Raw genomic sequence first — 13,083 nt, 5'->3', positions numbered from 1 at the left:
CGCCCGCCTTATCAGGAGATCCTCATGTTTGATTTACTCCTGCGCCGTGCGCGCCTTGCCGACGATACCCTGACCGATATCGCCATTCAGGACGGGAAAATCGCGGCGCTGGGCGAGATTGATGCTCCCGCTCGTAAAACGGTCGAGCTGAACGGCGACGTGTTCGTCAGCGCAGGCTGGATTGATTCCCACGTTCACTGCTACCCGAACTCCCCGATTTACCACGATGAACCCGACAGCGTGGGCATTGCCACCGGCGTAACCACCGTGGTGGACGCGGGCAGCACCGGCGCCGACGACGTGGACGATTTCTACGACATCACCCGCAGAGCCTCCACCGAAGTCTTTGCCCTGCTGAACATCTCCCGCGTGGGGCTTATTGCCCAGAACGAGCTGGCCAACATGGCGAACGTTGACGCCAGCGCAGTGCAGCAGGCGGTGAAGCGCCACCCCGATTTTATCGTCGGCCTGAAGGCGCGCATGAGCAGCAGCGTGGTCGGTGAAAACGGCATAACGCCGCTGGAGCGCGCCAAGGCCATTCAGAAAGAGAACGGCGACCTGCCGCTGATGGTGCATATCGGTAACAACCCGCCGAACCTCGACGAAATTGCCGAACTGCTGAGCTCCGGCGACATCATCACCCACTGCTACAACGGCAAGCCAAACCGCATTCTGACGCCATCCGGCGAGCTGCGCGCCTCCATCACCTCTGCCCTGAAGCGCGGCGTGCGCCTGGACGTCGGCCACGGCACGGCGAGCTTCAGCTTTGAGGTGGCAAAACGCGCCATCGCGATGGGCATTCTGCCGCACACCATCAGCTCGGATATCTACTGTCGCAACCGCATCAACGGCCCGGTCGGCTCGCTGGCAAGCGTGATGTCGAAGTTTCTCGCCATCGGCATGTCATTGCCGCAGGTGATTGACTGCGTGACCGCCAACGCCGCCGACGGCCTGCGCCTGACGCGCAAGGGCCGCATCCAGCCTGGCCTCGACGCCGACCTGACGCTGTTCACGATTAAACGCCAGCCGACGGTGCTGACGGATGCTGAAAACGACAGCCTGCAGGCTGAACACATTCTGGTGCCGCTTGCCGCGATCCGCGCGGGCAAGGGCTACATGACCGAACAAGGGAGCACGGAACATGCCTTCGATTTATGAGAAGTACAACTTAAAGCAGGTGATCAACACCTCCGGCCGCATGACGGCGCTGGGCGTCTCCACCCCGCGCCCGGAAGTGGTGCAGGCGGCGATGGACGGCATGAATCACTATTTCGAGATGAAGGATCTGGTCAACAAAACCGGGGAATACATCGCGAAGCTGCTGGACGTGGAAGGCGCGACGGTCGTCTCCTGCGCGTCGGCGGGCATTGCCCAGTCCGTGGCGGCGGTGCTGGTGAAAGACAGCGACTGGCTGCTGGAAAACCTGCACGTGACCCCGATTGAGAACAACGAAATCGTCCTGCCGAAAGGCCACAACGTGAACTTTGGCGCGCCGGTGGGCACCATGGTCGCGCTGGGCGGCGGCAAGCTGGTGGAAGCGGGCTACGCCAACGAATGCTCCGCCGATCAGCTGGCGGCGGCGATCACTTCGCGCACGGCGGCGATCCTCTACATCAAATCGCACCACTGCGTGCAGAAAAGCATGCTCAGCGTCGAGCAGGCGGCGGTGGTGGCGCGCAAGCACGATCTCCCGCTGATCGTCGATGCGGCGGCGGAGGAAGATCTGCACGCCTACTACCGCTCCGGCGCCGATCTGGTGATCTACAGCGGCGCGAAGGCGATCGAAGGGCCAACCAGCGGGCTGGTGATCGGCAAAACCCAGTACGTTGAGTGGGTGAAGCGCCAGACGGCGGGCATTGGTCGCGCGATGAAGGTCGGTAAAGAAGGTATTCTTGGCCTGACCTGCGCCATCGAACACTACCTGACGGCGACCAAAGAGAGCGGGGCCGAGATGGTGGCGAAGATGACGCCGTTTATCGACGCGCTCAACACCCTGAACGGCGTCACCGCGCGCGTGGTCTGGGACAGCGCCGGCCGCGACATCGCGCGCACCGAGATTAAGTTTGACGAAGCGACAACCGGCGTCGGCACCGGCGATCTGGTGGCGAAGCTGAAGCAGGGCGAATACGCCATTTACTTCCGTGGCTACAAGGCCAACGAAGGGATTATCGAAGCGGACGTGCGCAGCGTGAATGCTGACCAGCTGAACATCGTATACCGCCGCATTAGCGAAGTATTAGGACAGGAGAAAAAAGCATGAAACTGACCCCCAATTTTTACCGTGACCGCGTCTGCCTGAACGTGCTGGCAGGATCGAAAGCCAACGCCAGCGCCATTTACGAGGCGGCGGAAGGTCACGTGCTGGTGGGCGTGCTCTCCAAAAATTACCCGGACGTGGCGAGCGCCGTTGCCGATATGCGTGAATATGCCGCGCTGATTGATAACGCGCTCTCCGTTGGGCTGGGCGCGGGCGATCCGAACCAGTCGGCGATGGTGAGTGAAATTTCCCGTCAGGTCCAGCCGCAGCACGTCAACCAGGTGTTCACCGGCGTAGCCACCAGCCGCGCGCTGCTGGGGCAGAATGAATCGGTGGTTAACGGTCTGGTCTCGCCGACCGGCACCGTCGGGATGGTCAAAATCTCCACCGGCCCGCTGAGCAGCAACGCGCCTGACGGCATCGTGCCGGTTGAAACCGCGATTGCCCTGCTGAAGGATTTCGGCGGCAGCTCCATCAAATACTTCCCGATGGGCGGCCTGAAGTGCCGTGACGAGTACAAAGCGGTGGCGGAAGCCTGCGCCCGTCACGACTTCTGGCTGGAGCCAACCGGAGGTATCGATCTGGAAAACTACGAGGAGATCCTGCAGATCGCCCTCGACGCGGGCGTGAGCAAAATCATCCCGCATATCTACAGCTCAATTATCGACAAAGCCAGCGGCGACACGCGCCCGGAAGACGTGCGTACGCTGCTGGCGATGACGAAGAAGCTGGTTAAGTAGCAAAAACAACACCCCTCACCCCAGCCCTCTCCCCAAAGGGGAGAGGGTGTCATCGTCCCCTCTCCCCTTTGGGGAGAGGGTTAGGGTGAGGGGGCAAACACCGCACACACCCGAAGGAGCCGCCATGCACACCCGTAACCTGCTCGTCGCTTCACTCTCTCTGCTTGCCACCACTGCCGTCGCTCAAACCCAGTACGCCTGGGTCGGCACCTACAACCCCAACGGTGAAGGGCTGTACCGCTTTACCGTCGATCCGCAAACCGGCGCGCTCGGCAACAAAACGCTGGTGAGCACATTGCCCAACGCCGCGCAGCTGGCCGCCTCTCACGACGGCAAAACGCTGTATCTGGCAAGCGAAGTGGAGCAGGGCGTGGTGCAGGCGCTGCGGGTGGGGGATAACGGCGCGCTGAGCGAGTTGAATCAGGTGGCGTCCGGCGGTGCCGGGCCGGTGTATCTTTCCCTGACGCCGAACGGCAAGCATCTGCTGGTGGCGAACTACGTCAGCGGATCGATTGCCGTTTTGCCGGTCAACACAGACGGCAGCCTGGGTGAGGCCACGGACACTCATCAGGATCAAGGCGAAGCGGGCGCGGCGAAGCCAGAAGCGGCTGCGGAGGGCAGCTTTGCCATCAGCGATCACAACGGCCCCCATGCGCACATGATCGCCGCCGATCCGAGCGGGAAATACGTATTTTCTACCGATCTGGGGCTGGATCGCCTCTACCAGTACCGTTTTGACGATCGAACAGGGAAGTTAACCCCGAACGATCCGCCGTTTATCAGCGCTTCCTCAAAAGGCGCCGGGCCGCGCCATTTTGTCTTTACGCCAAAAGGGGATGGCCTGTGGCTGATTAACGAAGAGGCGTCTACGCTGACCCATTATGCCGTGACGGCAAACGGCACGCTGCAAGAGGGCAAAACGGTTTCCGCGCTGCCGGAAGGTTACAAAGGCACCAGTTTTGCCGCAGGGCTGGCGTTAAGCGCCGACGGCAAGCAGCTGTATGTGGCTAATCGTTTGCATAACAGCATCGCGCACTTTACCGTAACGGCGGATGGCACGCTGATCCATCGGGACGACGTGTGGACGCGGGGGGATTACCCGCGCACCCTGACGCTTGATAAGCAGGGGCGCTGGCTGTACGTCATGAACCAGCGCAGCGACAACATTACCCGTTTCCGCGTGGCGCAGGACGGCAAACTCAGCTTCGAGCCGGACTATACCCCGGTCGGCAGCCCATCCCAGATGGTCATTTCACCCTAAGCCGTAAGAGGACAACGACGTGCGATTCCCGAACCAACGTTTAGCGCAACTTTTCGACCTGTTGCAAAACGAGACGCTGCCGCAGGACGAGCTGGCGCAGCGGCTGTCGGTCTCCACGCGAACCGTCCGTGCCGATATCACCGCCCTGAACGCGTTGCTGGCAAGCCACGGCGCGCAGTTTATTCTGAGCCGCGGCAACGGCTATCAGCTCAAAATCGACGACGCTGAACGTTATCAGCAATTGCAGGCATCCCACCCGCGCGCGCTGCGCATTCCCCGGACCGGGCCCGAGCGCGTGCATTATCTGGTGGTGCGTTTTCTCACTTCCGCATTCTCTCTCAAGCTGGAAGATCTGGCGGACGAGTGGTTCGTCAGCCGCGCCACGCTGCAAAGCGACATGGTGGAGGTCCGCGAGTGGTTCCATCGCTATCACCTGACGCTGGAAACCCGCCCGCGTCACGGCATGAAGCTGTTTGGCAGCGAGATGGCGACCCGGGCCTGCCTCACCGATCTTCTCTGGGAGCTGGCGCAGCAGGACAGCCTGAACCCGCTGGTGACGGACGTTGCGCTGAATGCGGGCGTAGCGGAACAGATGGTGCCCGTGCTGCACGACGCGCTGACGCGTCACCACATCCGCCTGACCGACGAAGGCGAGCTGTTCCTGCGCCTGTACTGCGCGGTGTCGGTGCGCCGCATCAGCGAGGGCTATCCGCTGCCGGAATTCCACGCCGAAGACGTGGAAGAGAACGTGCGCGAGGCGGCGAAGGATATCGCCGTCACTATCCAGCAGCTGGCGGGCAAAGCGCTTTCACCTTCGGAGGAGAGCTGGCTCTGCGTGCACATTGCGGCGCGGCAGATCCAGGAGATTGCCCCGAGCGCCATCAATGCCGACGACGACGAGGCGCTGGTCAACTACATCCTGCGCTATATCAACACCCACTATAACTACAACCTGCTCAGCGACGAGCAGCTGCACGCGGACCTGCTCACGCACATCAAAACCATGATCACCCGCGTGCGGTATCAAATCATGATCCCCAACCCGCTGCTGGATAACATTAAGCAGCACTACCCGATGGCCTGGGATATGACCCTGGCGGCGGTGTCGAGCTGGGGCAAATACACGCCGTATGTGATCAGCGAAAACGAGATTGGCTTCCTGGTGCTGCATATTGGCGTCGGGCTGGAGCGCCACTACAACATTGGCTACCAGCGCCAGCCGCGCGTGCTGCTGGTGTGCGACGCCGGTAATGCTATGGTCCGCATGATTGAAGCGGTGCTGCAGCGTAAATATCCGCAAATTGAGGTCACGCGCACGCTCACCCTGCGCGAGTACGAGCTGGCCGAATCCATCGGCGAAGACTTTGTCATATCCACCGCCCGCGTGAGCGAAAAGTCTAAGCCGGTGGTAATGATCGCCCCGTTCCCGACCGACTATCAGCTGGAGCAGATCGGCAAGCTGGTGCTGGTGGACCGCACCCGCCCGTGGATGCTGGATAAATACTTCGACGCCGCCCATTTCCGTATCATCGACACGCCCGTTGACCAGCAAACGCTGTTCCGCGAGCTGTGCGAGCAGCTTGAAGGCGAAGGCTACGTCGGGGCGGAGTTCCTGGAATCGGTTATCGAGCGTGAGGCCATCGTCAGCACCATGCTCGGCGACGGCATTGCGCTGCCGCACTCCCTCGGCCTGCTGGCGCAGAAAACGGTGGTCTATACCGTGCTGGCGCCGCAGGGCATTCAGTGGGGCGATGAAACCGCGCACGTCATCTTCCTGCTCGCCATCAGCAAAAGCGAATACGAAGAGGCGATGGCGATTTACGATATTTTCGTCACCTTCCTGCGTGAACGGGCGATGTCGCGGCTGTGTAGCTGCGGAGATTTTGCCGAGTTTAAGGCGGTGGCGATGGAGAGTTTGAGTCGGTTTTGAGAGGCGTTATCCATAATTCGATGTAATGCGAATGTAATGCTAAACTGCATTACACATTCGATTTTGCTGGAGGCATAATGGCCACGCTAAACGTCCGTCTGGATGACAAACTCAAAAACGAGGCTTATGCCGTGCTGGAAAAACTCAATATCACCCCAACGGAAGCCGTGCGATTACTGTTTCAGTACGTCGCGGAGACGGGACGTATGCCGGTGAAAACGGTCACCATTAGCGACAGTGAAGATGAACTGGTACAGGCAGTCCGGGAGCGACTAGCGAATCCGCAAAAGGGAATTAAGGTTAGCCTGGATGACTTATGAACTGGAATTTGACCCGAGGGCGTTAAAGGAGTGGAGCAAGTTGGGGGAGACTGTAAAAGACCAGTTTAAGAAGAAACTAGCGGACGTGTTGGTGAACCCCAGGGGCGAATCGGCCCGCCTTCATGGTCTACCTGATTGCTACAAAATAAAACTCAGAGCGCAGGGTTATCGTTTGGTCTATCAGGTTCAGGACAACGTTGTAACGGTATTTGTTATCGCTATCGGTAAGAGAGAGAAATCAGCCGTTTATCATGATGCTAACAAACGGCTCTAACGATCACCGCAGATGATGCACAACCTGGTTACTGCTTCCGCGCCAAATCAGCGCCGGGTCTTTTAAATCCTGCACGAACTTGCCGTCGACCAGGACGTTAATCAGATCGACCACTTCCCTTTGCTGCGCGTTCAGCTCATCCAGCTTATAGCCTGTCCAGACCCAGATATCTTTTCCCACGCACTCGCGGCGAATGCGTTTTACCAGCTTCATGATATCCGGCACGTTTTGCGGGTGCAGGGGGTCGCCGCCGGAAAGTGAGATCCCCTGACGGTGAATGCGCGTGTCGTTCAGGTCGTTGATGATTCGGTCTTCCATCTCGGCGGTAAAAGGCATGCCGGAGTTCAGGCGCCAGGTGCTTTTGTTGTAGCAGCCGGGGCATTCGTGAACGCAGCCTGAGACGAACAGAGTGCAGCGGGTGCCGGGACCGTTGACGATGTCGACGGGGTAGTACTGGTGATAATTCATAGCGTTAACCTGATGCCCTCACCCCAGCCCTCTCCCACGGGGAGAGGGAGAAAACCGGAGTCAGGCTTAGCAATGTGCTCGATCGGTTCCCTCTCCCTTGAGGGAGAGGGGTAGGGTGAGGGGGAGAACCCTGCGCAGAACTTACCCGATCTGCCCATTCCCTAAATGCTTCACGCGGCGCTTAACCTCTTCCTGCTTGCCGGCGTTAAACGGACGGGCATCCGGGCTGCCGAGATAACCGCACACGCGACGGGTCACGGAGACGCGGGCCGCGTCGTGGTTGCCGCATTTCGGGCAGGTGAAGCCTTTGCTCGTACACTCAAACTCACCGGTAAAGCCGCACTCGTAGCACTCGTCGATTGGCGTGTTGGTTCCGTAATACGGCACGTGCTGATAGCTGTAATCCCACACGTCTTCCAGCGCCTTCAGGTTATGCTGGATGTTCGGGTACTCGCCGTAGCAGATGAACCCACCGCTGGCGATCGGCGGATACGCCGCTTCGAAGTCGATCTTGTCGTACGGGTTCACCTTTTTCTCCACGTCGAGGTGGAAGCTGTTGGTGTAGTAACCTTTGTCGGTCACGCCTTCCACGATGCCGAACTCGGCGGCGTCAAGGCGGCAGAAGCGGTCGCACAGGTTCTCGCTCGGCGTGCTGTAAAGGCTAAAGCCGTAGCCGGTTTCGTCTTTCCACTGGTCAACCGCGTCGCGCAGGCGCTGAACAATCGCCACGCCTTTTTCACGCAGGGCTTCGCTGTCGTACACGTGCTTGTCGCCAAACAGCGCGTTGATGGTTTCGTGAATGCCGATATAGCCCAGCGAAATCGACGCGCGGCCGTTTTTGAAGATCTCGGACACGTCATCGTCCGCTTTCAGACGCACGCCGCAGGCCCCTTCCATATAGAGGATGGGCGCGACGCGGGCCTTCACCCCTTCCAGACGGGCAATGCGGGTCATCAGCGCTTTGCGCGCAAGCTGCAGGCGTTCATCCAGCAGTTTCCAGAATTCGGCCTCATTGCCTTTGGCTTCCAGCGCGATGCGCGGCAGGTTCAGGCTGATGACGCCCAGGTTGTTGCGCCCGTCGTGGATCTGCTCGCCGTTTTCATCTTCGTACACGCCGAGGAAGCTGCGGCAACCCATAGGCGTTTTAAACGACCCGGTCACTTTGACCACCTGATCGTAGTTCAGGATGTCCGGATACATGCGCTTGCTCGCGCACTCCAGCGCCAGCTGTTTGATGTCGTAGTTCGGATCGCCAAACTTGTGATTCAGGCCGTCGCGGATGGCGAACACCAGCTTCGGGAACACCGCGGTTTTGCGGTTTTTGCCGAGGCCGGAAATGCGGTTACGCAGGATGGACTGCTGGATCAGGCGTGATTCCCAGCTGGTGCCCAGACCAAAACCGAAGGTCACAAACGGCGTCTGGCCGTTGGCGGTGTGCAGCGTGTTCACTTCGTATTCCAGAGACTGGAAGGCGTCGTAGCACTCTTTTTCTGTGCGGGAATGGGCATAGCCGTCCGCGTCCGGGATCTGCCACTCTTCGGCCGTTTTACGATGCTTGTTAAAGCTTGCCGTCACGAACGGGGCCAGCACTTCATCAATGCGGTTGATGGTAGTGCCGCCATAAATGTGGCTCGCGACCTGAGCGATAATTTGCGCGGTGACGGCCGTGGCGGTGGAAATAGATTTTGGCGGTTCAATCTCGGCGTTACCCATCTTAAAGCCGTGGGTCAGCATGCCCTTCAGGTCGATGAGCATGCAGTTGAACATCGGGAAGAACGGCGAGTAGTCGAGATCGTGATAGTGGATTTCACCGCGCTCGTGCGCAGACACCACGTCGCGCGGCAGCAGATGCTGACGGGCATAGTGTTTCGCGACGATACCGGCCAGCAGATCGCGCTGGGTCGGGATCACTTTGCTGTCTTTATTGGCGTTTTCGTTGAGCAGCGACGAGTTTGTCTGCTCCACCAGGCCACGAATTTCCTGGTTCAGGCGGCCGCGCTTCTCGCGCTGGACGTCGCGATCGTGGCGGTACTCAATATAGGCACGCGCCAGCTGCTTGTAGGGGCCCGACATCAGCTGGTTCTCAACGGCGGTCTGGATCTCGTTGATATCGACCTGGCTGCGTTCATTCATCTGGCTGCTAACGACTTCTGCGACGGTGGCGCAGTAATCTGCGTCATCGACTCCCGCTGCTTTAGCTGCACGCAGAATGGCTTCCTGGATGCGCTCTGATTTAAACGGCACTTTACAGCCATCACGTTTCATCACATGCGGTGTCATGATCACTCCATTTTTAAAAACAGGTTATCCACAGAGGTAGAAAAGTATGCACCGGGCGTATTGCCAACCAGGCCAGAGACTTCCCTCGTTTCCAACGCCTGTTATCCACAATTCCGGCCAGCGTCGTCGCCGTCTTGTTGTTGGAATAGTAGACGATAAATACAATATGTTGGGTCGGGATGCATTTTAAGTGCTACATATAGTGATTTGCATCAAACATGTTTGCGTTTTTTTTGATTCAGGACAAAGTAAAAAGACGAGAGTACAAACGGCGGGCGCTTCAGCGATTGTAAATGCGCGTGAGAAAAATCTGATTAATTATTCAACAAAAACAGTAAAATAAGCCGGGCGGTGGATAACGCCCGGCCAGAAATTACGCCTGTCGCCACCAGACGGCTTCAAACGGGCGAAGCGAGGTGGCTTGTGGTGTCGGATAGTTACTCATTACCACCTGCGCGTCGCCGCTCAGAACGTTTGACGGCCAGGCCAGAATTTCGCTGCTCAGGTTTGCTACCACAATCAGGGTTTGCCCCTGCCACTGGCGACGATAGCACCACAGAGAAGGGTGCTCGGGCAGCAGATCCTGATAATCCCCCCACGTCAGTACCGGCAGGGTTTTACGCAGGCGAATCAGCGACTGGTAGGTGTAAAACACCGAGTCCGGGTCGTCGAGCGCCGCGCGGGCGTTCACGGTTTCGTAGTTATCACAGACGCCAATCCACGGCTCGCCCTCGGTAAAGCCCGCGTTGTGCGACGCGTCCCACTGCATCGGCGTGCGGCCATTATCGCGGGACTTGCTTGCCAGGATCGCCAGCAATTCGTCCGGATCGCGACCGTTTGCCCGCAGTTCGGCGAACATGTTCAGGCTTTCTACGTCGCGATAGTCGGTGATACGGCTAAAGTGCGGGTTGGTCATGCCCAGCTCTTCACCCTGATAAATATACGGCGTGCCCTGCATCCCGTGCAGCACCATGCCGAGCATTTTCGCGGCGGCTACGCGGTGTTCCCCTTCGTCACCAAAGCGCGACACGATGCGCGGCTGGTCGTGGTTACACCAGAACAGCGCGTTCCACGCCTTGTTGTGCATCCCCTGCTGCCAGTGGGTAAACAGCGTTTTCAGCGCCACGAAGTCCGGCTTCGCCTTCGTCCACTTTTCGCCGCCGGGGTAGTCCACCTTCAGGTGGTGGAAGTTAAAGGTCATCGACAGCTCGCTGCCGTCGAGCGACGCGTACTGCTGGCAGTTTTCCAGCGAGGTCGAGGACATTTCGCCCACCGTCATCAGGCTGCGCGGCGTAAAGACGTCGCGGCTCATCTCCTGCAGATATTCATGGATGCGCGGCCCGTCGGTATAGAAGCGGCGGCCATCGCCAATATTGTCGTCCGGGAAATCCTGATCTTTTGAAATCAGGTTAATCACGTCCAGACGCAGGCCGTCCACGCCGCGATCGGCCCAGAATTCGCACACCTTTTTCAGCTCGGCGCGCACCTCCGGGTTTTCCCAGTTGAGATCGGCCTGCTCTGGCGCAAACAGGTGCAGATAATACTGTTCGCTCTCGGCGTGCCAGCGCCAGGCGTTGCCGCCAAACTTGGAGCGCCAGTTGTTGGGCAGCTGCTCCGGCGTGCCGTCGCGCCAGATGTAAAACTGGCGGTACGGACTCGCTTTGTTCAGCGACTCGCGGAACCAGGCGTGCTGGGTCGAGGTGTGGTTGAACACCATATCCAGCACGATGCGAATGCCGCGCGCGTGCGCCTCGGCAACCAGCTCGTCGAAGTCATCCAGCGTGCCGTAGGCCGGGTCGATGGCGGTGTAATTCGCCACGTCGTAGCCGTTATCCACCTGCGGGGAGATGTAAAACGGCGTCAGCCAGATGGCGTCGATGCCGAGGGTTTTCAGGTAGTCCAGGCGCTGCGTCACGCCGCGCAGATCGCCGGTGCCGCGCCCGGTAGTGTCCTGGAAACTCTTCGGGTAAATCTGATAGATGACGCCGTTCTGCCACCAGTGAGGAAGGGTATTCATAGTGTGTTCCTGCAAATGCGAAGGGGCGCAACTGCGCCCCGAAAGAAGAAGTTAAACAATCTGCAGCGTGCCCTGACGGAACTTACGCTGATAAACCACGGTGGTGAGCGCCATTGGAATGATAATCGCGATAGCCATCGCCAGCGCAAACACCTGCCAGAAAGCGGGCTGGATAGAGAGAATGCCCGGCAGGCCGCCGACGCCAATGCCGTTCGCCATCACGCCGTACAGGCCGCACAGCAAGCCCGCCAGACCGGAGCCGATCATCGCGCAGAGCATCGGGAATCGGTACTTCAGGTTAATGCCGTACATCGCCGGTTCGGTGACGCCGAGGTAGGCGGAGATGGCCGCCGGAACGGAGATTTCACGCTCGTTGTGCTTGCGGCTGACGATGATGATGCCGGTCACCGCAGAGGCCTGCGCAATGTTCGACAGGGCGATAATCGGCCAGACCGGCGTGCCGCCGAGGCTTTGAATCATCTGCATATCAATCGCCAGCGTGGTCTGGTGCACGCCGGTGATCACCAGCGGGGCATACAGGAAGCCGAACAGCGCGGCACCGATCGGCGCGAAGCTGCCGGTCATCAGATGGCGCACCGCGAAGGCCACGCCGTCGCCAATCATGCGGCCAAACGGACCGATAAAGGCGTGCGCCAGGAACACCGCCAGGATCAGCGAGCAAACCGGCACCACCACCAGATAGAGATAATCCGGCACGATGCGCTTCAGGCGGGTTTCAATAAAGCCCAGCGCCAGACCCGCCAGCAGTGCCGGAATGACCTGCGCCTGATAGCCCACCTTGGCGATGGTAAACAGGCCGAAGTTCCACACCTCAGGCACCTGCTGCCCAAGTAAGTAAGCGTTCATTAACTGCGGAGAGACCAGGGTGACGCCCAGCACGATACCGAGAATCGGCGTCCCGCCCATCTTGCGTACCGCAGACCAGCAAATCCCTACCGGCAGATAGAAGAAGATCGCTTCGCCAATCAGCCACAGGAAGTCGTAGATGCTTTGCAGCGCGGGGTACATCTGCGCCAGCGTTTTGCCGTCGCTCATCGGCACATCGCCGATGACGTTACGGAAGCCTAAGATTAAGCCCCCGCTGATCAGCGCCGGCAGCAGCGGGAAGAAGATCTCCGCGAAGTGGGAAATCAGCTGCTCGTGCCACTTCATGTTCTGGCGCGCGGCCTTCTTCGCCTGCTCTTTATCAGCAGAAGAGTGCCCGGTAGTCGCCAGCAGAGCCTGATAGTAATCGCCCACTTCGGTACCAATCACCACCTGAAACTGACCGGCGTTGGTGAAGCAGCCTTTAACCATCTTCAGCTCTTCGATGGCCTTGGGATTGGCTTTGGCCGGATCGTTAAGCACAAAGCGCAGGCGGGTAATGCAGTGGCTGACGGTGGCGATGTTCTCGCGCCCGCCGACCAGGACGATCAGCCGATCGATATCTTCTTGTTTAACTTTACTCATCATGAAACCTCATGACTGATGGTGAAGGGGGTAATGACCTGAGCGCAAGCCTACTCCTTCAGCGTA

General features: G+C 59.1%; 11 protein-coding genes. 7 read left to right on the top strand and 4 right to left on the bottom strand.

The features are described 5' to 3' along the window. The first annotated feature begins 24 nt into the window (after positions 1–24). The 7 genes from E0L20_RS12060 (at position 25) to E0L20_RS12030 (ending at position 6,782) form a co-directional block, all read left to right on the top strand. Positions 25–1,158, top strand: a complete 1,134-nt coding sequence (locus tag E0L20_RS12060; RefSeq protein WP_131634145.1) for an amidohydrolase/deacetylase family metallohydrolase — start codon at positions 25–27, stop codon at positions 1,156–1,158. Beyond that, the gene (locus E0L20_RS12055) at positions 1,142–2,260 is read left to right on the top strand and encodes a DgaE family pyridoxal phosphate-dependent ammonia lyase (protein ID WP_131634144.1); all 1,119 of its coding nucleotides are present in this window, start codon (positions 1,142–1,144) and stop codon (positions 2,258–2,260) included. The genes E0L20_RS12060 and E0L20_RS12055 overlap by 17 nt, the downstream gene beginning before the upstream one ends. Then, positions 2,257–2,997: a 2-dehydro-3-deoxy-phosphogluconate aldolase gene (dagF, locus tag E0L20_RS12050; RefSeq protein WP_029739262.1), complete on the top strand. Its 741-nt coding sequence runs from the start codon at positions 2,257–2,259 to the stop codon at positions 2,995–2,997. The genes E0L20_RS12055 and dagF overlap by 4 nt, the downstream gene beginning before the upstream one ends. 124 nt (positions 2,998–3,121) lie before the next feature. Next, positions 3,122–4,258, top strand: a complete 1,137-nt coding sequence (locus E0L20_RS12045) for a lactonase family protein (RefSeq protein WP_131634143.1) — start codon at positions 3,122–3,124, stop codon at positions 4,256–4,258. A 19-nt stretch (positions 4,259–4,277) separates the two neighbouring features. Next, positions 4,278–6,188 (top strand): BglG family transcription antiterminator, encoded by a 1,911-nt coding sequence (locus E0L20_RS12040; protein ID WP_131634142.1) that lies wholly within the window; start codon positions 4,278–4,280, stop codon positions 6,186–6,188. 77 nt (positions 6,189–6,265) lie between these two features. Beyond that, a complete protein-coding gene (locus tag E0L20_RS12035) occupies positions 6,266–6,508 on the top strand; it encodes a type II toxin-antitoxin system RelB/DinJ family antitoxin (RefSeq protein ID WP_131634141.1) in 243 nt (80 codons plus the stop codon). Further along, positions 6,498–6,782 carry a type II toxin-antitoxin system RelE family toxin gene (locus tag E0L20_RS12030; RefSeq protein ID WP_131634140.1) on the top strand — a complete coding sequence of 95 codons (285 nt, stop codon included), beginning with the start codon at positions 6,498–6,500 and terminating at the stop codon, positions 6,780–6,782. The genes E0L20_RS12035 and E0L20_RS12030 overlap by 11 nt, the downstream gene beginning before the upstream one ends. 3 nt (positions 6,783–6,785) lie before the next feature. On the opposite strand, the gene nrdG is transcribed toward E0L20_RS12030, so the two are convergent. The 4 genes from nrdG to treB all read right to left on the bottom strand — a co-directional run bounded on the left by nrdG (position 6,786) and on the right by treB (position 13,017). Next, a complete protein-coding gene (nrdG, locus tag E0L20_RS12025; protein ID WP_131634139.1) occupies positions 6,786–7,250 on the bottom strand; it encodes an anaerobic ribonucleoside-triphosphate reductase-activating protein in 465 nt (154 codons plus the stop codon). 141 nt (positions 7,251–7,391) lie between these two features. After that, positions 7,392–9,530: an anaerobic ribonucleoside-triphosphate reductase gene (gene nrdD, locus E0L20_RS12020; protein ID WP_131634138.1), complete on the bottom strand. Its 2,139-nt coding sequence runs from the start codon at positions 9,528–9,530 to the stop codon at positions 7,392–7,394. Between the two features lie 373 nt (positions 9,531–9,903). After that, positions 9,904–11,547, bottom strand: a complete 1,644-nt coding sequence (gene treC / locus E0L20_RS12015) for an alpha,alpha-phosphotrehalase (RefSeq protein ID WP_131634137.1) — start codon at positions 11,545–11,547, stop codon at positions 9,904–9,906. 51 nt (positions 11,548–11,598) lie between these two features. Next, positions 11,599–13,017, bottom strand: coding sequence for a PTS trehalose transporter subunit IIBC (gene treB, locus E0L20_RS12010; protein WP_207389447.1), 1,419 nt, complete (start codon positions 13,015–13,017; stop codon positions 11,599–11,601). Positions 13,018–13,083 lie beyond the last annotated feature (66 nt).

This window comes from Enterobacter wuhouensis (genome assembly GCF_004331265.1).
Classification (GTDB): domain Bacteria; phylum Pseudomonadota; class Gammaproteobacteria; order Enterobacterales; family Enterobacteriaceae; genus Enterobacter; species Enterobacter wuhouensis.
Note: the sequence above shows the minus strand (reverse complement) of the source record. Positions and strands in the feature narration are given on the sequence as shown.